General features: G+C 40.7%; 24 protein-coding genes. 20 read left to right on the forward strand and 4 right to left on the reverse strand.

From position 1 onward, the window contains the following. Positions 1–26: 26 nt before the first annotated feature. From C9J45_RS08405 to C9J45_RS08415, 3 genes are read right to left on the reverse strand one after another with little or no spacing between them, the layout of a single operon-like run. Entirely contained in the window at positions 27–2,153 is a 2,127-nt protein-coding gene (locus tag C9J45_RS08405) for a polysaccharide biosynthesis tyrosine autokinase (RefSeq protein WP_107292425.1), read from the reverse strand. A 21-nt stretch (positions 2,154–2,174) separates the two neighbouring features. Further along, on the reverse strand, positions 2,175–2,714 hold the full coding sequence (locus C9J45_RS08410) for a polysaccharide biosynthesis/export family protein (protein ID WP_107246278.1): 540 nt from the start codon (positions 2,712–2,714) through the stop codon (positions 2,175–2,177). Then, the gene (locus C9J45_RS08415; protein ID WP_107206498.1) at positions 2,711–3,904 is read right to left on the reverse strand and encodes an outer membrane beta-barrel protein; all 1,194 of its coding nucleotides are present in this window, start codon (positions 3,902–3,904) and stop codon (positions 2,711–2,713) included. The genes C9J45_RS08410 and C9J45_RS08415 overlap by 4 nt, the downstream gene beginning before the upstream one ends. 638 nt (positions 3,905–4,542) lie before the next feature. Here C9J45_RS08415 and C9J45_RS08420 point away from each other — a divergent pair. Beyond that, positions 4,543–5,097: a single-stranded DNA-binding protein gene (locus tag C9J45_RS08420; protein WP_005371054.1), complete on the forward strand. Its 555-nt coding sequence runs from the start codon at positions 4,543–4,545 to the stop codon at positions 5,095–5,097. Positions 5,098–5,173: 76 nt separating this feature from the next. On the opposite strand, the gene C9J45_RS08425 is transcribed toward C9J45_RS08420, so the two are convergent. Further along, positions 5,174–6,046, reverse strand: a complete 873-nt coding sequence (locus tag C9J45_RS08425; protein WP_107206499.1) for a LysR family transcriptional regulator — start codon at positions 6,044–6,046, stop codon at positions 5,174–5,176. 239 nt (positions 6,047–6,285) lie between these two features. Between C9J45_RS08425 and csrD the strand changes: the two genes are divergently transcribed. From csrD to C9J45_RS08520, 19 genes are all read left to right on the forward strand, one after another. Beyond that, positions 6,286–8,205 carry an RNase E specificity factor CsrD gene (gene csrD / locus C9J45_RS08430; protein ID WP_107292426.1) on the forward strand — a complete coding sequence of 640 codons (1,920 nt, stop codon included), beginning with the start codon at positions 6,286–6,288 and terminating at the stop codon, positions 8,203–8,205. Between the two features lie 169 nt (positions 8,206–8,374). Further along, positions 8,375–9,853, forward strand: coding sequence for an MSHA biogenesis protein MshI (locus C9J45_RS08435; protein ID WP_107206501.1), 1,479 nt, complete (start codon positions 8,375–8,377; stop codon positions 9,851–9,853). Further along, positions 9,850–10,485, forward strand: coding sequence for a type 4a pilus biogenesis protein PilO (gene pilO / locus C9J45_RS08440; RefSeq protein ID WP_107206502.1), 636 nt, complete (start codon positions 9,850–9,852; stop codon positions 10,483–10,485). The genes C9J45_RS08435 and pilO overlap by 4 nt, the downstream gene beginning before the upstream one ends. Next, on the forward strand, positions 10,478–10,804 hold the full coding sequence (locus tag C9J45_RS08445; RefSeq protein WP_107206503.1) for an MSHA biogenesis protein MshK: 327 nt from the start codon (positions 10,478–10,480) through the stop codon (positions 10,802–10,804). The genes pilO and C9J45_RS08445 overlap by 8 nt, the downstream gene beginning before the upstream one ends. 11 nt (positions 10,805–10,815) lie before the next feature. Further along, entirely contained in the window at positions 10,816–12,459 is a 1,644-nt protein-coding gene (gene mshL / locus C9J45_RS08450) for a pilus (MSHA type) biogenesis protein MshL (protein WP_107206504.1), read from the forward strand. Between the two features lie 3 nt (positions 12,460–12,462). Then, on the forward strand, positions 12,463–13,311 hold the full coding sequence (locus tag C9J45_RS08455) for an ExeA family protein (protein WP_107206505.1): 849 nt from the start codon (positions 12,463–12,465) through the stop codon (positions 13,309–13,311). Beyond that, positions 13,308–14,477, forward strand: coding sequence for a lipopolysaccharide assembly protein LapB (locus C9J45_RS08460; protein WP_107206506.1), 1,170 nt, complete (start codon positions 13,308–13,310; stop codon positions 14,475–14,477). Before C9J45_RS08455 ends, C9J45_RS08460 begins: the two co-directional genes overlap by 4 nt. 3 nt (positions 14,478–14,480) lie before the next feature. Then, complete coding sequence (locus tag C9J45_RS08465; RefSeq protein WP_107206507.1) at positions 14,481–16,193, forward strand: GspE/PulE family protein; 1,713 nt, start codon at positions 14,481–14,483, stop codon at positions 16,191–16,193. A gap of 14 nt (positions 16,194–16,207) precedes the next feature. Continuing rightward, positions 16,208–17,434: a type II secretion system F family protein gene (locus C9J45_RS08470; protein ID WP_107206508.1), complete on the forward strand. Its 1,227-nt coding sequence runs from the start codon at positions 16,208–16,210 to the stop codon at positions 17,432–17,434. Then, on the forward strand, positions 17,415–17,891 hold the full coding sequence (locus tag C9J45_RS08475) for a hypothetical protein (protein ID WP_107206509.1): 477 nt from the start codon (positions 17,415–17,417) through the stop codon (positions 17,889–17,891). Before C9J45_RS08470 ends, C9J45_RS08475 begins: the two co-directional genes overlap by 20 nt. A gap of 30 nt (positions 17,892–17,921) precedes the next feature. Then, entirely contained in the window at positions 17,922–18,512 is a 591-nt protein-coding gene (locus C9J45_RS08480) for a type II secretion system protein (protein WP_107206510.1), read from the forward strand. Positions 18,513–18,526: 14 nt separating this feature from the next. Then, a complete protein-coding gene (locus tag C9J45_RS08485) occupies positions 18,527–18,997 on the forward strand; it encodes a type II secretion system protein (protein ID WP_107206645.1) in 471 nt (156 codons plus the stop codon). Between the two features lie 89 nt (positions 18,998–19,086). Next, complete coding sequence (locus C9J45_RS08490; RefSeq protein WP_107206511.1) at positions 19,087–19,557, forward strand: type II secretion system protein; 471 nt, start codon at positions 19,087–19,089, stop codon at positions 19,555–19,557. 23 nt (positions 19,558–19,580) lie between these two features. Beyond that, on the forward strand, positions 19,581–20,045 hold the full coding sequence (locus C9J45_RS08495) for a type II secretion system protein (RefSeq protein ID WP_107206512.1): 465 nt from the start codon (positions 19,581–19,583) through the stop codon (positions 20,043–20,045). 109 nt (positions 20,046–20,154) lie between these two features. Continuing rightward, the gene (locus tag C9J45_RS08500) at positions 20,155–20,637 is read left to right on the forward strand and encodes a prepilin-type N-terminal cleavage/methylation domain-containing protein (protein ID WP_107206513.1); all 483 of its coding nucleotides are present in this window, start codon (positions 20,155–20,157) and stop codon (positions 20,635–20,637) included. After that, a complete protein-coding gene (locus C9J45_RS08505) occupies positions 20,634–21,245 on the forward strand; it encodes a prepilin-type N-terminal cleavage/methylation domain-containing protein (protein WP_107206514.1) in 612 nt (203 codons plus the stop codon). Before C9J45_RS08500 ends, C9J45_RS08505 begins: the two co-directional genes overlap by 4 nt. Further along, on the forward strand, positions 21,245–21,970 hold the full coding sequence (locus C9J45_RS08510; RefSeq protein WP_107206515.1) for a PilW family protein: 726 nt from the start codon (positions 21,245–21,247) through the stop codon (positions 21,968–21,970). Before C9J45_RS08505 ends, C9J45_RS08510 begins: the two co-directional genes overlap by 1 nt. Beyond that, positions 21,960–22,412, forward strand: coding sequence for an MshP protein (locus tag C9J45_RS08515; protein ID WP_107206516.1), 453 nt, complete (start codon positions 21,960–21,962; stop codon positions 22,410–22,412). Before C9J45_RS08510 ends, C9J45_RS08515 begins: the two co-directional genes overlap by 11 nt. Further along, positions 22,405–26,571: a DUF6701 domain-containing protein gene (locus tag C9J45_RS08520; protein WP_107292427.1), complete on the forward strand. Its 4,167-nt coding sequence runs from the start codon at positions 22,405–22,407 to the stop codon at positions 26,569–26,571. The genes C9J45_RS08515 and C9J45_RS08520 overlap by 8 nt, the downstream gene beginning before the upstream one ends. Positions 26,572–26,660: the final 89 nt, after the last annotated feature.

The raw sequence follows: 26,660 nt of genomic DNA on the forward strand, positions 1-26,660 counted from the left end.
GCCCGCTAAACCTTTTTAAATAGCGGTTACATCACTTTATTGATCATAACGGCATCGATATTGATCCCATATGCACTGAACTTATGTATCGCTTGCTCTATGTCATTACGTTTGGTTTTATTCGCAGCGACAGTTAAGAGATTTACATCTGATATTTTTGCCACAATTAAGGCATCGCTACTAATAAGGCTTGCTGGTGTATCGATAATGATCTTATCAACATGCTGTTTTAATTCATCAAGTATGGCATTAAAACGCGATGATGAAAGCAGCTCTTGGGGATCGGAAACGGGCTCACCAGCGTTAATGACAAGCAAATTATCGAGGTGAGATTTCGCCATAATATCATTGATAGAAAGCGTATTATTGAGCAGCTCACTTAATCCTTTCGGTGTTGATAGTGCCGTTCCACGGTTATGAAGATCGACATGGATCAATGCCACTTTCTCTGTTTGTGCTAATGATTGTGCCAGATTAACAGCAAGTGTAGTCTTTCCTTCATTGGCTAATGCGGATGTGATCATCACGGTACGTTGATCTGGGGTTAATGCTAAATTCAATGCGGTTCTTATGTTACGGATCCCTTCAAAGAAAGCGGGTTTTTCTTTGATACTTAGCGTTTGTTCATCAATAGGACCTTTCTTTTTCGCTAGACGTTTCACAAACGGGAGATCACCTAATGAAAAGAGTGCGAAGTAACGTTCAAACTCTTCTGATGATTCAACCGTGGTATCGAAAAACTGGATAGCAAAAAGAATACAGAGTGCTAAGCCAAAGCCAACAATACCTGCAATCAAAACATTCTTTTTAATATTAGGGCCTGACGGATAAGCTTTTAGTGCGTAGTCCGTAAAGTGGGCAATAGAATCTTTGTAGTTATCTGTTGCAAGTGTTTCTTTTTGGCGATCAAGAAAAGCTTGAAGTAGCCGCTTATTGGTATCCACTTCTTGTTTAAGTGACTGATAATGTAACTTTTTAACAGCAAGTGATTGGAACTCTTCTTTTTTCTTGTTTATTTCAGCGGTGAGATCTTGTTCTTGACGTTGGTTGCTTTCAAGTTCTTTATGAATACCTTCAACTAAACGTGTCAGCATGCGATCTTTGCGCGCACGAATAGCTCTTAGTTGAGATTCTGCTTCAAGCATTTTCTCATGTTTAGGACCGTAGCGTTTTGATAGCTCTGCAACCAGATTTTCAGCATCTGTTTCCGCGTTAGTGATGTCTCGAATTTGTGGGTGATTAGAGATTTCACTGATTGAATCTATTTGGTTGTAACTAAGATGACGATTACCTCTTAGTGTGGTGTAAAGGGACTCTGTTTGTAAGCGTTTATCAGTTACTGCCGCTAACCGATTGGTTAAGTTAATCAATTCACTATTAGCAAGTTCATCAACCGCAATCGTATTAACCAATTTCTCTTTGGCTAAGTAGTCAGTGAGTTTTTTCTCTGAAGTATTAAGTTGCGCTTTTAATTCGGTTAAGCGTGAGGTTAACCAGTCAGAGGCTTTTTTATTTGTCTCTTCATTAATATCGACATAATAATTGATGTAAGCCTGACCTACAGCATTAGCAATATTGGCTGCTAAAGTTGGATCTTTAGAGGTGTACGTCACCATTACTAATTGGGTTTTAGCAACAGGCGTGATCAATAAGTTTTTAGCAAAAATCTGCAATGCTTTTAATTGTTCTGGTGTGGTGTGAGTCAAACTATCATTGACACTTACACTGCCATCAGAAGGCTGTTTTAAATCAATCAGCCATTGCTTAATTCTGGCTTTTATTGAACCGTGTTGTGATGCATCCGTCCCCATAAACGCAGCATTATTCGTGAGATCTAAATTCGAGATCACTTTTGCGGCAATCACATTGGAACGCAATAATGCATATTGTGTGGCATAAAATTCTTTTTGCGTAGGATCGTAATTGGGCAAAGTTTGCAATGAAATCGGTTTTAGTGGTGTTGCATCAATCATTAATGTTGATGTTGCTGAATAAGAGTTCGTTGCTAATGGAGACTTCAAAAAAACGACAGTACAGAAAACCACGGTCAGTAACACAATCCACTGCCAATTATTTTTGATGCGATTAAAATATTTAGAGAAATTAATCGTTTCGTCTTTTACAACCAACTCTTCTGGTGATTTAAATAACATATTAATTTAACTCTATAAAAATTAGAAAAAGCTTTGTCCAACGACAATGATATCGCCAGGTTGAATTTCCATATTGACACTGGCATCGTCAGTTTTTAATTTGTTGTCAGCATCTTTAATGGTGATGTCATCCGTGTCAGCGCGATCGGTAAAACCGCCAGCAAGTGCAACGGCTTTTTCTACACTCAGATTCGGTTGATACTCATAACCACCTGGTCTTCTTACTTCACCTCCCACATAAATTTGTTTGAAGTTCAGCAGATTTACCATCACTTGAGGATTAAGAAGGTAGTCACCTTTTAATCCTTGTGTGATTTCATTTTTAACTTGCGATAAGGTACGACCTTTTAATGTGATAGCGCCAAGGTAAGGGTAATTAATTTGGCCACTGTCAGGAATCAGGATTTCATCAAACGATAAATTGTCTTCGCCATAGACTTTTATTTGGATCTTATCACCGGGGGACAGTTGGTAATGTGTTGTATCAATTTGTGCCGCATAAACATGGGGAACAAAGGCAAATAAAAACAAGCATAAGTACGCTTTTAATTTATTTTTCATAGCGAATCCAATTTAAAATTAGCAGAAAAGTAGACAATATTTTGGTCGTAATCATTGATAGGGACGGTCGAGCGATTACTTTCTTTTGTCCATCCAGTAACAAAGGTTAAATAATTTCTAAAGACATACCCGATAGAGGTTTCATAGCCTGTGGTTTTATCGGTTCGAAGGCCACTGGTATATTCGTCGGTTAAATAGTTTGCCTTAACTTCGCTGTACAGTCGGTTAAGCCAAAAGTGTTTCCATGAAAAATCGTAATACGTTTCTTTGCGATAATCGTTTTTGGCATCAGGGTCGAGAATTTCTCGTTTTGTCTCTAATCGAAATGTTGAACGTTTTACTGGTGACCAAGCGAAATCACCTCGCCATGTTAAGCCACTAAACGTTGGACGATCGGCTTGAGCAAAGCTTTTATTTTGCCAGCCAAGCATCAGTGAACCATTGGTATCTTTATTGATGCCTAATTTCGATCCCAAAAAGAAATAGCTCGTATTGTTATCAAGAGTGCTACCTTCAAATCGATTATAGAGATAAGTACGATCTTGATTTTCTATTCGGATAAAAAACGCACTCACATCGGAAGGGCGGTAAGTAAATTGACCTTCCAGTAATAGATCATTGAAGTCATCAAAACGAGTCGAAGATAAATCACTAGGCGCCGGTAAGTATCGGTAGTTCTTAAAACGCTTAGTGTTAAAACCAGCACCAAACTCTAATCGCCCTCGTGCCCATTGTGCCCCATATATGTAATCAAGCATGCCGTGCTGCGCATCGTATTTAACCGGTTCAGTTACATAGGGAAGAAGATCATCGCGAATGTCGGAACGGCCGTCATGTGATTGTATATATTGATATTTGAACTTTATTTTATTACGCATTGTAAAATGCTGCTCAATATCTAATTCTAAGTTTTGATCAATAAAATTATCTTGTTCACTGTTTAAGAACGTTGCTTTCTTAGCATAGTAGGTAAGATCATAAGTATTGGTACTTTTCTCACCATTAATAATAAATCCGGGCGTTAGCTCTATAACAGGAGACGAAATAGGATTTTTGGCTACTTGGGTAATATTATCGTTAATTAAATATTTACTGAAGATAAAAGGACTTACTTTTACATGTAAAGGGTTAGCCCATACAGAAAAAGTCATACAGCTTGATAATAATAGAAGTACTATTTTTAAACGCATGTCTTTTTTGTGTTCTCTAAATTAGATACTAAAAATGAATAAGCCTACGACTCTGAGGCGTGTGTTATATGATAGGTTTCGATTATTTTTTACGCTACCGCCCTTAGGTTAAAGCTCCCAAAGTGCTTGTGGTGTTAACGCTAGAGTGACATTTTGTTGTCTTTTCTTTGAAATTAGCTTTAAAACGTCAGAAAAAGGTATCACATTAACTATTTCTGACACTTTACTTGGTGTTTGTTACATCTAAGTTATGGCATTAAAAGTAAGTCAATGGTAGCTGCAAAATCATAGGGTTACAATTTTATAATTTTCAATAGTGGTAGTTTGTCCTGATATCACAATGAGTGATGATTTAGCTATCCTTGATTTGTACTACTATTGTTTTATCTCGATATAGGATAACGCGATAATTTGTGAAAGTGTCAGAAAATTGACATATTTGAATAGCACAACATTTTGCGCCAGTTGAGGTAAAGATATTTAGCTGATATCCGCTGAAATTGTGATTGCCGTTTTTATTGCGTTGTACTTGGACTATGTAAAAATTCTACTAGCGTGATAAACTGCGCGATTGAGTATAAACTTTCAATAAGCGGCTATTAGAAACCAATAGTACGCTATCAGATTTGGAGTGAACTATGGCCAGTCGTGGCGTAAATAAGGTTATCTTAGTCGGTAACTTAGGAAATGATCCTGAAGTTCGTTACATGCCAAATGGCGGTGCAGTAGCAAATATTACTATTGCGACATCAGAATCATGGCGTGATAAAAATACTGGCGAGCAGCGTGAAAAAACCGAATGGCACCGCGTTGCTTTATACGGTAAGTTAGCAGAAGTTGCTGGTGAATACTTACGTAAAGGTTCACAAGTGTACATTGAAGGCCAATTACAGACGCGTAAATGGCAGAACCAGCAAGGTCAAGATCAGTACACAACAGAAGTGGTTGTTCAAGGCTTTAACGGTACTATGCAAATGCTTGGTGGTCGTCAAAACCAAGGCGGCCAAGCGCAAATGGGGGGCCAACAGCAAAACAATAATTGGGGTCAGCCTCAGCAGCCGGCTTCAGCACCTGCTCCTCAGCAGAACTATGCGCCGCAGCAGCAATCAGCACCACAGCAGCAGGCTCCTCAACAGCCTCAGCAGCAGTACAATGAGCCACCAATGGATTTTGACGACGATATCCCATTCTAGGAAATGTATAAAATAATCATTGAATATTAAGAAGCAGCGTTTAACGCTGCTTTTTTTATATCTTGATAATGATAAGTCAGGCGCTTTTTTTTATAAAATCAATAAAACATTTCGTTTTAGTGTGTTGATAGTTCAACTTTAGGTAGTAGGCAAATGTCGTCTGTTGGGGCAGTTGTAAATGCGTTAAAACAGGGATCAGTAAACCATGGGCTAACTCTCGTTGTACGTTTTGTGGTGAGATTAATATTAGCCCCATATGTTCGACGGCACTTGCGATTAAAATTTCTGGATTTGAGGTAGTGAAATTACCTTGTAAGCGTAGCGTTAACCCATTATCGAAGGCATATTCATGGGCGTGATTATGCTGATTTAGTAGTAAGCAATTATGTTGTGCCAGTTGCTCTGGTGACTCAATAGGATCATATTGCTCTAAATAAGACGGAGAGGCGTAAAATCTCGCATTATCTGAAAATAGGGGGGTGGCGATATAACTGGCAGAATTAAAATTATCGATTTCACTACAAATAATAATGTCGAGATTTAAATCAGGTAATTGTCCTGGCGTGATGGTGTGAAGCGTAATATTGATATTGGGGTATCGCTGACAAAACGCGGCAATAATATTGATCAAAAAATGACTTCCCGTACTTAATGGGGCGCCAACATGTAATGTGCCACTCATCTTTTCATTAGTTGCCGTCGTTTCGGTGATCAGCTGTTGCCAATGTTCTAATAACGTTTGACTTCGCTGAAAAAAAACATCTCCGGCATCAGTAAGTGATAAATGGCGGGTTGTACGTTTTAATAAAGGAACCCCAAGCTGTTGTTCAAGCCAAGACAAACGTTTTGATAAGGCTGAGTTTGATATATCAAGATACTTCGCGGCTTGAGAAAGCGATCCTTGATGAATGACAGCGACAAAGCTTTTAGTGCAGGTGATCCAGTCCATGGTGATAACCTTTCCTTGTTTCTTTCACGCATAATATGAGATTGATTGTTTCATTATGCGACACATTGTGTTTTGCTCAATGTAACGTATCGCGTTAAATGAAAATAGCGCGTGACGGAATGATATTGTGGATATATTAACCTTAAAATGAAAAACACTTCATAATGGTGCTCTACTATATAAGTTGTAGCTGATAATAGTAAATTGATTTGAATAATAGTGTGTAGAGTTAGGATGTTATGAGAAAAGCCTCAGGGATGAAGTTAACTAATCGGTTAGTTGCTTTTGTTACAATGATTGTTATTTGCGCCATCTTCGTTATTTTCATCGGAGGTGCACTGAGTTTTCGTAAGCTTGGTCAGGATTACTTAACCCATTATTTAAACGGTGTTGTTCAAGTTATTGATCAAGAGCTTGCTGATCCTCAAGGTGGCGCATCATTATCTCGTTGGCTACCTAAGCTTTTAAAATCCAGTAATGTCATGGGGTTAACGGTAACGAGTCCACATGGCGTGGTGTACGCCTATAAAAGTATGGAGTCGATTACTGATCCTAATATTCTCTATGACAGTGAATATCAACTTCAACTAAACCCTCAGTACAAAGTGACAATTGAATCTATTCCACCTTATGCTGAGTCTACGTATTCACTCGGCGCGATGTCATTTATTAGTCTCGCTATCGGCATTGTTATTTTTGGTTTAGTACAAGGGGTACGTTGGTTAAAGCTTCAATTACGTGGCTCTGAATTATTAGAAACGCGAGGAAGAATGATTTTAGCCGGAAAGGTTGATGATTATGCGGTGGGTGATGATCATGAATGGCCTGGCACGGCAAGTTTAGCCATGGATCAATTAATAAAAGAACTGAAAGATGCCCGCCAAGGGCGTAGCCGCTTTGATACCTTTATTCGTACCCATACTTTCCTTGATCAACTCACAGGTGCTGCGAATCGTATCCTATTTGATAGTCGCTTAAAGTCCATGCTGCAAGAGCCTGATAATCAAGGCTCGGTTATCTTGTTACGCTTGGCTGATTGGGATGACGTGGTCTCTGAAGAAGGGAAGTTAATTGCTGATGAATTTATCCAAGATGTCAGTATTATTCTGTCTAATTTTATTCAGCGCTTCCCTGACACCATGTTATCGCGTTACTACGATGCTGAATTTGCAATTTTGATCCCACAACAATCAGCGAAAGAAATTAAACTCTTTATTAATCAACTATTGAATGCGCTCGAACGTTTGTCTCCGCCATTATCAATGGAACGAGACAACTGGTGCCATATTGGCGTGACGGACTTCGAAGGTGGGGAGCGGCGAGGTCGTATTATGGATGAAGCTGATATCGCATTACGTAGCTCGCAATTACAAGGCTCAAACAGTTGGAATCGTTTTACCAAGGAAAGCCATTATGAAGATGATCGAGGCAGTGTGCGTTGGCGAACGTTGTTTGATCGGATTTTAACCCATGGTGGTCCTTTGTTGTATCAGCAGCCTATCTTTAATGCCGAGAATAACATTGTGATCAGTCGAGAAATACTTGCACGTATTCAAGATGAGCATAGAAAATTGATCAAAGCGTCATTCTTCATGCCTATTGTAAATCAAGTTGGATTCAATCAACGTTTTGATCGCGCTGTCATTAATCAGATATTCACGTTATTAAAAAGAGAATTAACACCAGAAGTTTACTCAATAAATATTAGTGCTTATTCATTATTAGATAAATCTTTTACGAAATGGTTATTCAATGAATTATTACAATTGCCACGACCATTACTGGGTCATGTGATATTTGAAATATCTGAAAGTCAATTAGTCAAAAACCTTGATGCCTTACGTCCGGTATTAAAAAAATTAGTAGGGCTTGGATGTAAACTAGCTGTTGATCAAGCTGGACGTACGATTGTAAGTACACACTACGTTAAAGAGGTAAAAGTTAATTACCTTAAATTGCACCGAGGACTTGTGAGAGATATTAATAAACGACAAGAGAACCAGCTTTTTGTAAGAAGTATGCTAGGTGCTTGTGATGACTCAAATGTTCAAATTATTGCTGTTGGTGTTGAAACCGATAAAGAATGGGAAATATTAAAACAATTGGGTGTTTCTGCAGGTCAAGGTCGTCTATTTGCCAAAGAAGATGTGATTTTATAAAAAATAACCATTTGTTTTATTTTAATAAATTCAATGTTTTTTAAACAGTATTAATTAAGTGATGTTTATCAATAATTTTATCGTATATCATTGGGGCGGTAATTAACTGCTGCTAACCTTATCAATAAAAAAGCATCATACAGGATGTATAGCCTTTTTCTGGTCGATTATGAAATACGTATTCTCTAAGCTTTTTCAGCGAGCGAGTTTTCAACCCTCTGCTGCTTTGGTTTTCTATACCGACACGGTTGTCCTTGTCCAAGCGAAAACTGAACATTTTATTGTTGATCGTATGGGGGTCTCTAATGTTTCTGATTGGAGCGATGCTGCACGCAACTTAATTACACAATACCAACTCTCAGGTACCGATTTAAAATTAGTACTAGGGCATGGTTTATATCAAAGTTTAGTGATTGATAAACCAGAAGTGAGTATTGATGAACTGTCAACCGCACTGCCTTTTTTAGTCAAAGATTTAGTCAATGAGTCGCCGTCTGAATTAGTCGCTGATGGTTTTCCTGCCACAGCTAAAGATCGTTTACAGGTTTTTGTCGCATCAAAACAACTGATCACTCAGGTTGTCTTAGCGTGTCATGATTGTGGTTGCCGTGTCTCGGATATCACAACAGAAGACATTGCATGGAGTCGCTTTTCTGATCCTAATCGTAGTCAACTTATTCTCCATGCTGATGTTGATGGTAATCTGCAGTTAACTGCATTTAATGAACAAATGCTGTGTTTTCAACGTCAATTACGTGGTTTTACTTTACCGTTATTTGATCGCCAAGCGCTGGATGGTGGTAGTTTTCAGCTGGATAATTTAGCGCTTGAATTACAACGTTCATTAGATTTCATTAGTGCGCAGTTACGTAATAATCCAATTAGTCAGCTGATCATCAGTTGTGATAACGAAGATAATCAAGCTTTAGCAGAAGAATTAAATAAACGTCTAAATATCAATGTAGAGGCGATTCAAGAGGTTGATCCTTTACTTGATACTAATGCTGCGCGTTTAGGCTGGGCGGCATTACAGCGGCCTAAAAACGCGATAATCAATCTATATTCTGACAATTTACTGCCAACTAAGCAGTGGATGACACTCACCAATATCGTTGCCAGTTGGGTGGCACTTATTGCCATTTTCGCGATGTGGGCGGGTTGGAATGCATGGCAGAACACGATTGAGCAAAAAAAATTAGCGCAACAAACATCCTTATTAAGTGCTGAACAACAAAAACTTGATCATGCCAGAGTACAAGTTGCCGCATTGCTGTCAGATCCTTTAAAAGAGAATCACGCTCATGAGCTTGAAAAAGAAATCGCGGCAAAGCGTGCCACCCTTAAAGTCATTGAAGAGCATGATGATAGTTTAAAGGTTGGCTATGCGGGATTGTTACAGCAGTTAGCTGATGCGGCGAGTAGCGATATCTCGGTTCAACAGATTTATGTCTCAGGCACTTCAATGGATTTAAGTGGATTAGCACGTAACCCTGATGCTGTTCCTCGCTGGGTAGGAGCATTTAAAACTTATCCATCATTAGCTGAACGTCGTTTCCAAATGATGTCATTGGGTCGTAATGATAAAAATGTCGTGACCTTTCAGTTACAAGCTGAGCGTAAAAGCATCATTAAGGGGGGCGAACAATGATCAAGTGGGATGAGCTAAGTCAGCGTTTTGCTGCTTTGTCGGTGCGTGAGCAATGGTTAATTGCTATCACAGGTTGGTTTGGCATCTTGTTTATTGGCTATATGCTAATTATTGAGCCACAAATGGTGACCTTACAGACGGTTAAAACAGCATTGGTGGATACCAAGAATGATGTGATCACCGCACAAAATCAATTGATTGTTGCAAATAGAAAATTACAGCAAGATCCGGATAAAGCGATTAACCAAAAATTGGCACAATATCAGCAAGAAGATAAAGCCTTACAACAAGCGCTAGAAGCAAAAATTGGTAGTTTGATCACGCCGGTTCAAATGGCTGGCTTGCTAGAGCAAGTTCTACGTCATAGCTCGGCATTAAAATTAGAGTCAATGACGTCATTACCGTCATCCCAACTAGTGAGTGGTGATCAACAGGGGTACTTTGTTCACCCCATTCGCTTAACGTTTAAAGGGCGTTACTTTGATGTGGTGAATTACTTAAATAAATTGGAAGCATTACCGGTTAAATATTACTGGCGAAGCCTGAGCTATCAGGTTGATAAGTATCCATGGGCAAAGGTGGAACTGGAAGTGTATACCTTAGGTGAGAGTAAGGACTTTATTGGTGGATAAGAAAATGACATGGATGGCAGCTTTACTTTTAAGTTTATGCGCCTTCGGTGCTTATGCTGCTCAAGATCCTACTGCACCATTAGGTTGGGTGGCGAGTAAAGCCAAAACGAGCCAAGCACAGGCACGATTGCCACAGTTACAAAGTATTATTTGTGATGGTCAGCAGTGCTCGGTGATTTTAAGTGGTCAAGTGGTCAGCATTGGCGAACGCGTCAATGGTTACACTCTGACAAATGTTTCTGAAAGTAGTGTTACTTTAAGTCGTAGTGGCAAAAAGTGGCATTTGGCGTTATTTGCTGAAAATATACGAACGAATTAAGGTTAAATATTATGCGTCGAATTCTTCTAGGGATCACCATTGCATCCTTAGCGGGCTGTTCAACTAATATGGGGCATCAAAACCCTGTTGAAGTGAAGAAGGCCTTAAATGAAGCTGCGAATGAAGCGAGTAGCCGTCCGTTAATGGAGCTACCGTCTGCGGTCAATGCTGATCTTATGCCATCACTTGATAGCAATATTAACCCTGCTAATTCTTCGTTAGAAAAGCGTTTTCGTGTTAATGCTAAAAATGTTGAAGCCAATGCATTTTTTACCAGTTTAGTAAAAGGCACGCCATTTAATATCGTCATTCATCCTGGTGTTACTGGCCGTATTACGATGAAATTAAATGATGTCACTCTCGATGAAGTGCTAAATGTCGTGTCTGATATTTACGGTTATAGTACGACGCGTAAAGGGAATATTATTCAGGTTTTCCCTGCAACGCTACGGACTGAAGTGATCCCCGTTGATTATTTACAATTACAGCGTAAAGGTAAGTCATTAACCTCTATTACCTCCGGTTCTATTAGTGATGGCGATAATAATTCATCATCAGGTGATGATAATAGTAGTAGCTCATCATCAAGTGGTGGTAATACCACAACGGGCGGCACAACGATTGAAACGACCTCGGACAGTGATTTTTGGACACAGTTAGAGAAAGTCGTGAGTGGCATGATTGGCTCTGGTGATGGTCGAAATGTCATGGTATCACCGCAAGCGGGTCTTATTTCGGTTCGCGCCTTCCCTAATGAATTACGTGAAGTTAAAGAGTTCTTGGGCATGTCTCAACGTCGTCTAAAGCGTCAAGTCGTGCTTGAGGCGAAAATCATGGAGGTGACACTTGATGATAGTTACCAACAAGGTATTGATTGGAATAACTTAACGCGCAGCATTGGTGGTACAAATATTGTTGTGAATGGTGTTGAAAATGCAGCAGATATTGTTGCTGGTGCACTACCCGGTGGTAATGCCATCTCAGAACTTTTAGGTGGTCAAACTAACGTTACTATTTCAGATGGTAACTTTAGTGCGGTGATGAGCTTCTTATCAACTCAAGGGGATTTGAATGTACTTTCTAGCCCGCGAGTGACAGCTGCAAATAACCAAAAAGCGGTGATCAAAGTCGGTGGTGATGAATACTTTGTGACAGACGTTTCAAGCAGCAACGTCTCAGGTGATAACAATAATGTTTCGCCAGATGTCTCATTAACCCCGTTTTTCTCTGGTATTTCGTTAGACGTAACGCCACAGATTGACGACCAAGGTGGCGTTTTATTACATGTTCACCCAGCGGTTGTTGATGTGCAGAATGAACAGAAAACGATTGAAGTCGGTACTGAAAAACCTATGGTATTACCGTTGGCAAAAAGTACTATTCGCGAATCTGATTCAATCATCCACGCCCGAACAGGTGATGTTGTGGTGATTGGTGGTTTAATGAAATCAAGCATTAATGATCAAGTCTCGAAGGTTCCTCTGCTTGGTGATATTCCTGGGATTGGTAATTTATTCCGTCATATCAATAAAGTGAAAAAGAAAACTGAATTGGTGATCTTACTTAAACCGACAGTTGTGACTGACAATACTTGGAAACAAGAAATTGAACGCTCTCGATCACTGATTAATGAATGGTTCCCTGAAGAAGGGTAATTCATGTATCTCGAACACTTTGGTTTTAGTCAGCAGCCTTTTTCTTTAACACCGAATACCTCTCTTTTCCATGCGCTGCCATCACATATTGAAGCGATTCAAACCGTGTTGGCAGCACTACAAATGGGCGAAGGGATCACACAGGTATCAGGAGAGGTAGGAACGGGTAAAACCTTAGTGTGTCGTATGTTGATGACCCAATTGCCAACTCATTTTGATCTTGCTTACCTACCGACGCCAGCCTGTAGTGGAATAGAATTAAAGCGTTCATTGGCAAAAGAATTAAGCCTACTACCCAATAGTGACCATGCTTTACTGACAGAGCAAATTCAGGATGAATTAATCACTCGCCGATTGAATGGTCAATCGGTGGTAGTGTTACTCGATGAAGCACAAGCGTTGTCAGATGATGCGTTAGAAGCGATTCGTTTATTCGGTAATTTAGAAACTGAACAAGAAAAGCTACTACATATCGTTTTACTCGGACAGCCAGAGCTTGATCAACGATTAGCTCAGCATCAATTGCGTCAATTACGTCAACGGATCACATTTCGTGCTGTTTTACGGCCATTAACCTTGGCTGAAACCGTTGCATATATACAACACCGACTGTATCAAGCTGGCTATACTGACATGGTGTTTAGCTTGTCGATATGCCGCGCAATTTGGTATGCCAGTGGTGGCATACCACGATTGATCAATCAACTATGCCATAAGTCCTTACTTGCCACTTTTTGTGAGCAAAAATATATCGTTAGTAAAAAAGAAGTTCTCATGGCTATTCGGGATACCCTTGGTGCAAAACAACCTAAGTGGTCATTTCCTATATTGTGGGGATGGAGTCATTCATGAGTGAATTAAATCGCCGACTTAATGAGTTGAGCCAAGTAAAACTCGCTTCTGTATCACAGCAGGGCTCTCCATTACGTGCAGCAGAAATAGCACCTATACCAACATCAGCATGGCCGAAATGGGTAACTGTTGGTTGCTGCACCATGGCATTTGTCGGTATGGCGTGGTGGTTAAATCAACCTGATAGTGTTGTTACACCAGCCATGGCACAAACAGAAATAGCCGCAGAGCCTATTGTTGATCAACCTGAAACGACGAAAGAGATTGCATCAGTTAAACCGTTATCAACCATTGCAGTGAAAACACCTGTAGCATCAGATGAAATTAAAACGGCAGTTGTTACAGAACAACCACATTCAAAGCGTATTGATAAATCAGTCACAGCTGAGCTTACGAATATGCCTGTCGCTCAAGAATCTCTTGAAAGTGAAAATGAACAAAAAGAGTTACAAAGCTCTTATGATCAAGGCTATGAAAGCGGTTATGAAAAAGCATTGGCTGCGGTTGAGCGAGAGCATAAAGTCCAGTCAAAGCCACCTGCGCCAAAACCTGTTAAAAGTGAATTATCGATTCAAACGGTTTCTTTAACGCCAAAAGAATTGGCGCAAGTTGAATACTTAAATGCAGAAAAAGCCTTAGAGCAGCAAAACAGTAAACAAGCGGTTATTAATTTAGAGTCGGCTTTAAATTATCGACCGGATTGGATCATGGCAAGGCAACGTTTGGCGGCATTGTATTATGGGCGAGGCAATGTAAGAGAAGCGATTGCGACGCTTGAAAAAGGGCTAGCAAAGCAACCGAATCAACCCCAGTTACGTTTAACACTCGCAAAATTATTGGTCAATGAAAACCAAAATCAAGCGGCATTAGCGGTGTTAAATGATAAAAGTGGCAGCATGGATTCACAGTATTTAGCTATGCGTGGCGCGTTAGCACAAAGATTAAATAACAATGTGGTAGCACTTCAAAGTTATCAACAATTAGTGCGTTTAGCGTCATTTGATGGTCGCTGGTGGATGGGATTAGCGATTGCTCAAGACCGGAGTGGTAATGCAGAAAAAGCCCGTGAGTCTTATCAAAAAGCGTTACAGCTAGGTAATATCTCAGCGTCATCACAACAATTTATTCAGCAGCGTTTAGTTGCATTAAAATCGCATAGGAGCTAGCCGATGCAAATTCGATTACGTAAACGCTTAGGCGACCTTCTGGTTGATGAAAATATCATTACGCAGCAACAACTAGAACAAGCACTGACAAAACAGCAATCAACGGGGCGTAAGCTTGGTGACACCTTAATTAATCTAGGGTTTCTTACTGAACAGCAAATGCTGCAGTTTTTGGCACGTCAGTTGGATGTGCCGCTTGTTGATTTAACACGAGTGCAAGTGGATAGCGAACATGTTGGTTTACTTTCAGAAGTAAATGCGCGTCGCTTGCGTGCGTTAGTTTTAGGTCGGCATGGTGATACGGTTCGTGTTGCGATGAGCGATCCTGCTGACTTAGCAGCGCAAGAGGCGGTGTTTGATCAGCTCAGCCAGTACCGGGTTGAACTTGTGATTGCGCCAGAGCGTCAATTGTTGGCTGCCTTTGATCGTTACTATCGCCGTACTCAAGAAATTGCGTCATTTGCAGAGCAATTAAAAGCAGAACACCAAGATCACCACACTTTCACATTCGGCATGGAAGAGGCCGACAATGAAGAAGTGACTGTTGTAAAACTGATCAATTCATTGTTTGAAGATGCAGTGCAAGTGGGCGCTTCAGATATTCACATTGAGCCTGATGCTGATGTGTTGCGTATCCGCCAACGTATTGATGGTGTGCTGCATGAAAACCTGATTGATGAGAGCAGTATTTCTTCTGCGCTAGTATTGCGTTTAAAGCTCATGAGTGGCCTCGATATTTCTGAAAAGCGTCTGCCTCAAGATGGACGCTTTAACATGATGGTACGAAACCGCTCGGTTGATGTGCGTATTTCTACTATGCCAATTCAACATGGCGAATCGGTCGTAATGCGTTTACTTGATCAGTCCGCCGGTATTTTAAGCCTTGATGAAATCGGTATGCCGGATGATATCGTGCAGCGTTTTCGTCGCCAGCTAAAACGTCCTCATGGCATGATTTTGGTCACAGGGCCAACAGGTTCAGGTAAAACTACGACGCTATATGGCGCATTAAGCGAATTAAATAAGCCGGGTAAGAAACTCATTACTGCCGAAGATCCGGTGGAATACCGTTTGCCGCGTGTTAACCAAGTTCAGGTAAACAGCAAGATTGGGCTTAATTTCTCCTCTATTCTACGCACTTTTTTACGTCAGGATCCCGATGTCATCTTAATTGGTGAGATGCGCGATCAGGAAACCGTCGAAATTGGCTTGCGTTCGGCATTAACGGGTCACCTAGTTTTATCGACACTTCATACTAACGATGCGGTAGACAGTGCACTGCGTATGATCGATATGGAAGCGCCAGGTTACTTGGTGGCGAGTGCCGTTCGTGCAGTATTAGCGCAGCGATTGGTACGCCGTATTTGTAGTGATTGTGGTGAAGATGCGGCTTTAGAGCCGGGACAAAAAGCGTGGCTAGAAACCCGTTTCCCATTCTACAACAATCATGTTTTCCGTCGTGGACGAGGATGTCATAGCTGTAACTTTACCGGTTACAAAGGTCGTATTGGTGTCTTTGAATTACTTGAGATGCGCCAAGATATGATGGATGCGTTACGTCAAAATAATGCGGTGCTATTTACCCAGCTGGCGAGAAAGAGTGAAGGCTATAAACCGCTGGTGGAATCAGCAATGGAGCTTGCTTTAGCAGGCAAGACCAGCATTGATGAGGTACTGCTTCTTGGTGAAGGTGAAGTACTGGATGTTCTTAACTAGTAGTAGAGACGAAGATGGCAGTATTTAGCTACCGAGGGCGCGGTGAGAAAGGCCAATTAAAACAGGGAACGATTGAAGCATCAAATGCTAATGCCGCAGCCGATCTCTTGCTGCGTCAAGGTGTGATCCCCCTTGAGATCCGAGAAACGCACGGTAAAGCAAAAGGACAAGCGTTTGATTTAAGTGCTTTGTTTCAAGCGCAATTACCGCTAGAAATTCTCGTGATCTTTTGTCGACAGCTATACAGTTTAACCAAAGCGGGTGTCCCACTATTACGGGCTTTTAAAGGTTTATCGCAAAGTGCGAGTCATCCTTTATTAAAAACAACCCTAGAAGCGTTAACCCTTGATTTGACGAATGGTCGCGCGTTGTCAGTGGCGATGCAGCAACATCCTCGGGTTTTTTCTCGGTTATTTATCTCAATGATCCATGTCGGCGAAAATACGGGTCGTCTTGATCAGGTATTGTTACAGCTTGCGAATTACTACGAACAAGAGATGAATACCCGTCGACAAATTAAGTCGGCGATGCGTTATCCCACATTTGTATTAACGGCTATCGTGATAGCAATGGGGATATTAAATACCAAAGTTATTCCACAATTTGCGTCGATGTTCTCGCGCTTTGGCGTTGAACTGCCATGGCCAACTCGAGTGTTGATTGGAACATCGAACTTTTTTGTTCATTACTGGCCGATGATGATTGGCGTATCCGTCGCTATTTGGTTAGGTATACGATTTTGGCGTAATACGCCGAAAGGGGCTGAAAAGTGGGATAACTGGCGCTTACGTATGCCTATTACGGGAAGCATTGTTAATCGTGCTCAAATGGCGCGTTTTGCTCGTACGTTTTCTTTAATGATCCGTGCTGGTGTGCCTTTAAATCAAGCGATTCAAATGGCAGCGGAATCGTTAGGTAACCGATTTTTAGAAAACCGCTTGATTGAAATGAAGCAAGGGATTGAGGGCGGTAGCAGTATTTCACGCACCGCTACTAAATCAGGGGTGTTTACGCCACTCGTTTTACAAATGATTGCCGTGGGCGAAGAAACAGGTCAAGTCGATGAGTTGCTATTAGAAGTCGCGGATTTTTATGATCGTGAAGTGGAATATGATTTAAAAACATTAACAGCTCGAATAGAGCCCATCATGTTGGTTGTTGTGGCAGGTATGGTGTTGTTATTAGCTTTAGGTATCTTTTTGCCTATGTGGGGAATGCTCGATGTCGCTAAGGGATCGTGAGTTACAGCACAAAAAAAGGTTACAAAATGTTTCATGGCTAATAATTACATTTATATTAATAAGTGTTTTGTTATACGAATGGCAGCAAGTGCAAAAAAATGCCAAGTTGCTTCAGTTTGATTTAACCCGAAATAATTTGTATCAAGGTGCTGTAAACCTGCGTCAGAACTGGGAGTTAAATAATAGGCCTCATTATGACAAGGTTGGTGATATTGCGTTTGAATATACCCAATTAGGATGGCCTATTGTATTGAAACAGGGGGAGTTGGACTGCCCTAAAATATGGTCTTTATTGTCAAATGGAATAGGAAGGCCTGAATATAATTCATTTGGTTATAGAAGTACTGATGATTCAAACAGTTATAATACATGTTTATATGATATAGGCATTAAGAAAAAATTGGCAATATTTTATATTAATGACAAAATACATATTGCCAGTAATTTGTCGCAATAGTGTCGAGTTTCTTACAGTAAGGATAGGGAAATGAAAAAAAACGCCGGCTTTTCGCTTATCGAATTAGTCGTTGTGATTATTGTGCTCGGGATCTTAGCGGCAACCGCTTTACCTCGGTTTATGAATATCACCGATCAAGCTAAGCAATCTGCAATAGAAGGAATGACAGGCGGTTTTGCAACGGCTGTGATTTCAGCAAGAGCACAATGGGAAGCGTATGGTCGCCCTGTTGATAGTGGAAATAATAATACTGTTGATTACGACGGTACTGAATTTAAATTAACTCAAGAAGATACCACGTTAAATATACGTCCTGGTTATCCGTTTGCGTTAAACACCAGTGCAACAACTGATGTGGTCGATATGACGGCGACGGACTGTTTAGATTTGTTGCAAGAATTGATGCAAAACCCACCGTTAGCAACGACATCACGCGATGATCTAGCGAGTGGCAAAGATTTATTTTTCGTCACAGTTGAAGGCACAGGTGCCGCTAAACAGTGTCGTTATTACCAGCTAGCATCAGCTAGCAAAAATAGCTCTGGCGAAGTGAATCCATTCGCTGGGCATTCTTTTACTTACCAGCCGGCAGTGGGCCGTGTTGAAGTAGATTTGAAATAAAGAGAGAAATGCATATGAAACGTCAAGGTGGCTTTACGCTAATCGAATTAGTCGTTGTTATCGTGATTTTAGGTATTCTTGCGGTAACGGCTGCACCTAAGTTCATGAATCTTCAAAACGATGCACGTAAAGCATCACTAGAAGGTTTAAAAGGTTCTATCCAAGGCGCTGCAGGTATCGTGTACGGTAAAGCGGCTATTAATGGTTTAGAAGCAAGTGATGCGGCTGACGCAGAGGTTTCTGGTATTCCTATTAAGTTTGGCTACCCTCAAGCGACTTCAGCTGCTCTTGGTGCGGCCGTAAATGGTCTAAGCACTGATTGGACATGTGGTACACCAAGTGGTGACTCAATCAAGTGTACATTCAAAGGTAAAGATTCATACTTGACGAGTGCTGATGCTTGTTACGTTCAATACACACAAGCAACAAGTGCTTCTGCTGCAGCTTCAACAACAGTAGTAGCAACAGGTAACTCTTGTAGCTAATACCGTAAATAGCGCTCGGATGAGCGCTATTTAATTAAGCTTCATTTGTGATGGGGCTTAATTAAATAAAACCACAAGGATGTACATTTATGATTAAGCAAAAAGGCTTTACCTTAATTGAGTTGGTCGTTGTTATTGTTATCTTAGGTATTCTTGCAGTAACGGCTGCACCTAAGTTTTTGAATCTTCAGAATGATGCCCGTAACGCTTCTCTCCAAGGGTTGAAAGGTGCAATTCAAGGTGCAGCTAGCATTGTTTACGGTAAAGCTGCGATTGATGGTGTGGAAGGCGCTGCATCTGGAGAGCAGGTGGAGGGTATCGATATTGTTTATGGTTACCCAGCTGCAACCTCGAGTGCATTGGGGGCAGCAGTGAATGGTTTAACAGAAGATTGGACTTGTAAGGAATCTTCACCTGCTGGAGGCTCATTATTATGTACATTCAAAGGAAAAACGACATTTTTTGCCTCGACAGATAAATGTTACGTTGAATATAAGCAGGCAACAAGTTCTGCATCAGCAACAACAACAGTTGTTAACGACGGCGCTTCGTGTAGCTAATTAATATCCACAAGGAAGTAAAAATGAATAAACAAAAAGGTTTTACCTTAATTGAATTAGTTGTTGTTATCGTCATTCTTGGCATTCTAGCAGTAACAGCCGCCCCTAAATTTTTAAACTTACAAGGTGATGCACGTAAAGCATCATTGGAAGGTCTTAAAGGTGCTATTGATGGCGCTGCGGGTATTACTTATGGTCGAGCAGCGGTTGATGGTATTGAATCAGTATCGAGTTCTACAACGACTGATGGGGCTGTACCAGTAGCATTTGGTTTCCCTAAAGCAACATCGGCTGCACTGGGCAAAGTGGTAACAGGCTTAAATGAAGATTGGAAAGTTGTTTCATCAGTAGATGATACTTCTATTACCTATTCTTACGAAAGTAATAGCAAAACGGATGCATGTATTGTTACTTACACCCAAGCAACTAGCGTTTCTTCTCCAGCAACAACGGTAGTCACGTTAGGTGATGATTGTGCAGGTGAATAGTTAGGCTGGCTGTATTGCACATTTAAAGGCGCAGTCACTCGGCTGCGCCTTTTTTGTTTTAATCTGATAAATTATATAACAATAAAATAGGTCATGTTTAGGTGGTAATGTGAAGCAGCAACAAGGTTTTACTCTCGTTGAACTCATTATGGTGATCGTAATTATAGGGATCATCAGTGCCACTGCTGCTGCTCGCTTTTCAGGTCGGAGCGAGTTTGATGCCCAACTGACCCGTGATCAGGCGATTTCTGTTATTCGCCAAATTCAAATATCTTCGATGCAAGGGCAACGCGCTCCCTTGAATGTTTCTTCGCCATGTTTAGGCGTCTGCGATGCCGCTAATTCAGAAACGGATGGTAGCTTGCGTCAATCACAAACCAATACCGAGTTTTCATTGGTTGATGGTGGAAATACACGTGCTAAGTTGTACTTTAATTTGCTTGGGCAGCCTGTCAATGCAACATCTATGTTAGTGTGTGCTAACGGTTGTACCATTACGATTACGGCAAAAAATAACCAAACCGCCAGCATTTGTATTAATAGCCAAGGTTATGTATATAAAAAGAAAGATAACGAGGTGTGCAGTAAGTGAATACTCACATAAAACAACGCGGTTTTACTCTTATTGAAGGGATCATCACTATTGTATTACTCGCGATTGCGATGATCACCTTGGTGAGCTTTCTTTTTCCTCAAGTTGAGCGCTCTGCGGTTCCTCAATATCAAGCGCGTTCAGCGGCAATGGCTGATGCGATTTTTAATGAAATATTAGCACGTCAGTTCGATCAAAATTCTAATCCTAATGGCGACAGTGTTTACCGCTGTGGTGAGGATGATGCTAAAGGAAATCCTAATCCATGTACCTTGCCAGCACGTTTAGGGCCGGATGATCTTTTAGAAGCAACGAATCCAGCAATGGCTAATGATGACGATGATTTTATTGGCTGTTGGGGAGATACAACGCAGTGCCCTAACCCTTATACATATAACGGTAATAATTATGTTAAACCCAGTTTAGCTTCTCGCCGTGGCGAATTAACTGATTTAGTACCCAGTTTATCAACCGCAAACTATACCCATATTCATGCCACCATTAATGTCGAGTATGTGCCCTCACAACTTTTGAAAAAAATCACAGTGAGTGTGGATGCTGGACGCTATGGTAAATATGACTATATCGCCTATAGGGGTAATTATTGATGGCTAAGCCGCGTGGTTTCACGCTATTTGAAATGGTGATAGCAATTGTCGTGCTATCTATCATTATGATTGGTATTGGTAGTTATATTGCGATTGGTGTAAAGGGGTATACCAATACCGTTGATCGCGAGCGTCTGCAGTCTCAAGCCCGTTTTTTAGTTGCACGTATGACCAAAGAAATCCGCCATGCAGCGCCGAACAGTTTAAGTAATACATCTCATTGTCTGAGCTTTTATCCGATTATTGCTCCAGCGGTGTATTACGATAATTTACCGAATAACAGCAATACGATTGCGATCACTCCGTTACGTTTTTCTTCTAACTGGAGTAGTAGCGGTAATTTTGTTGCAGTGGGCTTTGCCTCATCTGAGCAATATAAAAATAACACCATAACTGTGAGTAGTATTACTGCGCCAGCTTCAAAAGATGAGACGTATCAATTGACATTAACTTCGCCAATCAAGGAGGCATCTTCTCCCGGTAATCGATTATATTTATACAAAGATAAGATCAGTTACTGTCAAGTGGGGACGACTATTGTGCGCAAGGTCAACGATGGTGATGGCATATTAATGGCTGAGAACATCGATAAATTTATACCGAATGTACAAACGGCGGGATTAAACAGTAATGCGATAGCGTTATTTACTATTCAGTATTTAGACTCACGCACTCAAGAAAAGTCAGATTATAACCATAGTGTACAGGTGATGAATGTCTTATAGCAGTTATAACAAGCAACGTGGTAGTGGCTTAATGATAGTGCTGTTCGTCATTATCGTTATGGGGCTCATGGCAATGGTGATGACGAAAATTGGTACCTCTAGTCAAACCATGACTACCAAAGAGGTGCTTGGAACACGAGCATGGTTTACAGCCCATTCTGCCAATGAAGTTGTATTAACTCGACTTTTCCCACTTGGAAACCCATTTCAGAGTGATTCCGATAAATGCATAACTTATCCATCATCTGAAATTGAAAAAATTATGCCGCCATTCCAAAAAGGGTGCCAAGTAATAAAGATGGTATGTACAACGAAAAAGATTAGGTTATCAAGCGGTAAAACAGTCAATGAGTACCACCTAGAAAGTACAGCGACCTGCGGTAGTCATAACGTGGCGATGACACGTACCCAAGAAGTGTGGGCGAAAGATTTAAATGATTAAAAATTTTGTTTTTTTTATCTCCTTAATGATGTTGAGCGGTACCGCGTTGGCGAGTGAAGATGGGCCAGTATTCGACTTTGGGCAAAGTGATATTTCACGCCCCAATGGCTGTATTAACCAAGAATGTGAAATTGTCTTAAATAAAGAATTTACAACCAAACCGTTAATTTTCCTCATGCCGACCATTACAGATAATGGTCTTGATGCACCATCATCTTTAAAGATTACCCGAATTTACAAAAAAGGTAAGACGTATGCATTTGGGGTAAGACAGGTTTATCCGAAAGTATCGAACGCAATTCGTTTAGAAGATGAAGATAGTCTTTTAGGCTCTTGGGAGTCATGGGAAGCGAAATGGCATCATTTTAAAAATAAAACCTATACCTTATATCGTATTCCTATGCGTAAAATCACCTATTTTGCGATGGAAAAAGGCACCATTGCATTAGGCAATAATGGTCGTATTACTGCGGCAGAACTGACTGTACATAAACAGCTTGATGCTAAAGATCCTAAATTTCAAACCGGTAAAGGTGATATCGATTACGGCAAATTAAATCCATTAATAAAGAAAGGCAAAGTAACGCCGGTTACGATTCCTAGTGGATTTAAAAGTAAAACACCTGGAGGAATCGCAGAAATTCAGCCAAGAAATAAACCGTCTGTTATTTCGGCTACAGGTACAGAATCAGAGTGGATAACGCCGTTTATTATTCGTGGCACGATAAATCAAGGTACGAGCAATAATGGCCATTTTTATTTAGGGGTGGATAGCTCTGAAACTCAATATGTGCTTAATCATAATGTGACGATTGGTTATTTATTAGTTGAAGGTAGTGGTTTATACAAAGGGTTACAGTTTGCTTTAGGTCCAGCAGAAACGCCCAATACCCTAAAAGGGAATTATCATGGGATTGAAAAGATCACTAAGCCTGTTACGGAGCAATGTGCAGGCTTTACTGATTTAAAAGGCAGCGATTTTGATTTTTCGGATCAGTCAAAAAATCCCATCTTAGTGATTGCCTCTAAAAACTCCCGTTTAGGACCTAACGGAGGGTGGATCCGGTTATGTAAAAATCAACAAAAGCCGGGTAAAGATGTTCTTGAAGTAAGCTTTGTTACTGATGAAGACTTAAATGAGCATACTAACCCAGAACGTCAACATGCCAATGAGATGGTTGGTTTTATGGCTTTCCAGCGTCGTGCATCAGAAGAAGTCTGTAATGTATTCCCAGGTCCTGCTCAGACATGGCAAACCTCTACTGGCGCATTTAACGCTAGCCATAATGTCTTAATTAAAGGTTCAGCCGTAAAAGAAGGCAAACGCTATATAGGTTTTAAGACAATTAATTCAAGTGGTGGTGAGAATAATTACTGTAATGGCGAAGAATGTCATACGGCTCAGCCTTACCCGAGCTTATTTGCTAAAAAACAAGTGTTAGATACATGGCCTGCTGTTGATGATGGCGATTTACAATCGCAGCGAGACGTTGGCAATAAAACGGTATTTTGGTTTAACACCATTAATTTAAGTAATAAAGATATTATCTTTCCTACGGGCTCTGTTGTTCATGTGAAAAAGATGAGTTTGATCAGCTCAACCATGAAGCCACTATCTGGGATTGCTGACGATTTACTTATTGTTGTTCATGATTTAAAACCGGTGAATGATATTCTCCATGATTATATTGAGCTAAACAAAGGTAGTCAGATCACAGGCTTAATTTACTCTGAGCGTAATCTTATGATGAGTGATGGCTTGAGTAACCAGATCACGCGAATTACCGGTGCAGTAACGGCGCCTAACATCACGATGACTGGCGATGTGAATAATATAGAAACAGAGATTATAGGTAGTAGTGCCTGTTTTGATCCAGAGCCTGAACCTAAATTTGAACTTACAATCACACCGACAAAAGTCACGAAGACCTTATGTCATGCCCAGCAAGTTGATTTTAATGTGACATCGGAGGATGGTACTAAAGAATTTGATGGTGATATTACGGTTAATATTACCTCATCAACAGGCGGTATCTGGGCGGATAATTCAGCACTCGCATCTTCTCATCAGTTTACTGCGGGTACACATACATTTACGTTGCCAGTAAAAAATCAACATGCAGTTATTTGGGTATTACCCACGGGGTCGGAGACGCTGAAAATAACGGCAAGTATTGAGTTTATGGCTGGTGATGAACCTAAAGGTCAATATACCTTTATCCCTGGCGGTTTCGCGATTGATCTAAATGATGGTCACAATATCGTGGCGGGAAAAGACGTTACCGCCACAATTAAAGCCATGACATGCCAAGCGGGTAAGAACATCAAGCTAGTTGAAAATTATACTGGAACACGGTTATTAGATTTTTCAACTGAATACCAAGCGCCGAAAAAAGCAGCCGATCCCAATAACCCTATTACTGTCGAGATTGTAAAAGGAAAGCATATTGAATCAGCGACAGGCGCATCTAAGCAAGCAAAAGTAGAGTTCGAGCAAGGGAAATCTGAACCGCTTACTTTGCGTTATCGTGATGCGGGTGTTATTGCTTGGCATGTCTATGATCCAAATTGTACTAGTGATAGCTGCACGTTAACGACAACCAAAACGAAGGAAGCAAAAGCGTTACGTGAGCTGCTGCCTAATGGGTTAACCGGTTCTGTTGCAATTAATGCAAAGCCGTGGATGTTCGCGATTTGTCCGTTAAAGCCTAATGAAGCTAATACATTAGATACAGCAGATGGCACGTCTAAAAGTGGTGAGGGGTATATTGCCGCGGGGTTACCTTTTAATGTGCTGCTTAAGCCTTTAGTGTGGCAGGAAGGTAGCTCCCAAGGAACTGTTATTGATTCATCTGATAATAAATACTGTAGCTATTCTGTAACGGAGAATTTCCTTGCTCCAGATGCGCCAACTATGGGAAATGGGTTGTTGATGCAGGCTCACCTAGCCTCACCTTCTAGTGGCGTTATGGGGACATTTACGCAAGGTCAAATGACAGTAAAACCGACCTTGAAAGGGGTATTACTTACTGGTAATAGATGGTCTGAAGTCGGCAGTATTTGGCTACAGGTTGGGATGAACGATTATATAGAGAATGGCAATAATATTAATCAGAGTAAACGTCAAATAGGGCGTTTCTATCCTAAGTATTTTGCTTTTTCTAAGAATGAAGTAACACCTGCGATAGGCTCATTCACTTATATGGATCAGCCATTTGATGCTGGATTCACGATTAATGCTTTTAACGCGAATAATCAACCCGTTCAAAATTATGCCTTATTTGATCCGTCTCTTCAGAGTAAGTTTAAATTAGAGTCGGGGAATAATAACGGGGGGTACGTACCATTAGATCTACGTTTAAAACAAATGCGCAGTGATAAATCGTTAATGTCTCCTAAAATCGGTGATTGGCAGCAAAATAGCCAAGGTAACTCTGAGGTTGTTTTTAAGCCGTCTAAACTGATATTCGAACGAAAGGCGAAAGGGACTAACACCACCATTGAAGATGGGCCGTTTGACCAATGGCAGTTGCGAGTGAAACAAGATGAACCGTTTCCTGATCACGTAACATGGGCGGGGGAAGAGGTTAATGCACAGGGTGCACTAGTGGGAGTTAACGATCTCCGTTATGGACGCATGGTATTGGAAAATATTGGTGGTGATATTCGTAAATCACTAGCAGTGCCGTTAAGAATTGAATATTGGGATGGTACAGCATTTGTTAAAAATACGGATGATTCAGTATCGCAGTTTAATGGAGCAAATTACTGTCGCCAAGTGATCAGTATGTATCCTGAAGATAGCAAGAGCAGTGCTTATACATCCGGTAGTGGAAAAGTAATGATGGGCAAGGCCTTATCTGGAGACTTTATGGCGAACCCAAGCCAAATGTCTGGGTATGGTACCAATCCAAAGAGTACTACCTTTAAACAACAAATAAGATTTTGGCAGCGCTTGAGTGCGGCGAAACCAGGGGTAAAAGATAAAAATCCAATTAACTGTTTTGGAGCCTACTCTCATCAACCTTGGCTACGATATAATTGGCGGAATTTAGGTGATGAAGACCCATCGGCAATTGTGACTTTTGGCGTATATCGAGGTAATGACCGAATATTATACCGAGATGAGCCAGGGATCCCTGCTGCTGATTACCAGTAAGTCTTATTTATTCATCAGAAAGCCGAGAGTGTGAGTTCTCGGTTTTTTTGTGTGTAATTATTTACTCTGAATGTAGATGTTTGTGTTAT

Origin of the sequence: Photobacterium sp. GB-1 (assembly GCF_003026165.1) — a bacterium.
Classification (GTDB): Bacteria; Pseudomonadota; Gammaproteobacteria; order Enterobacterales; family Vibrionaceae; genus Photobacterium.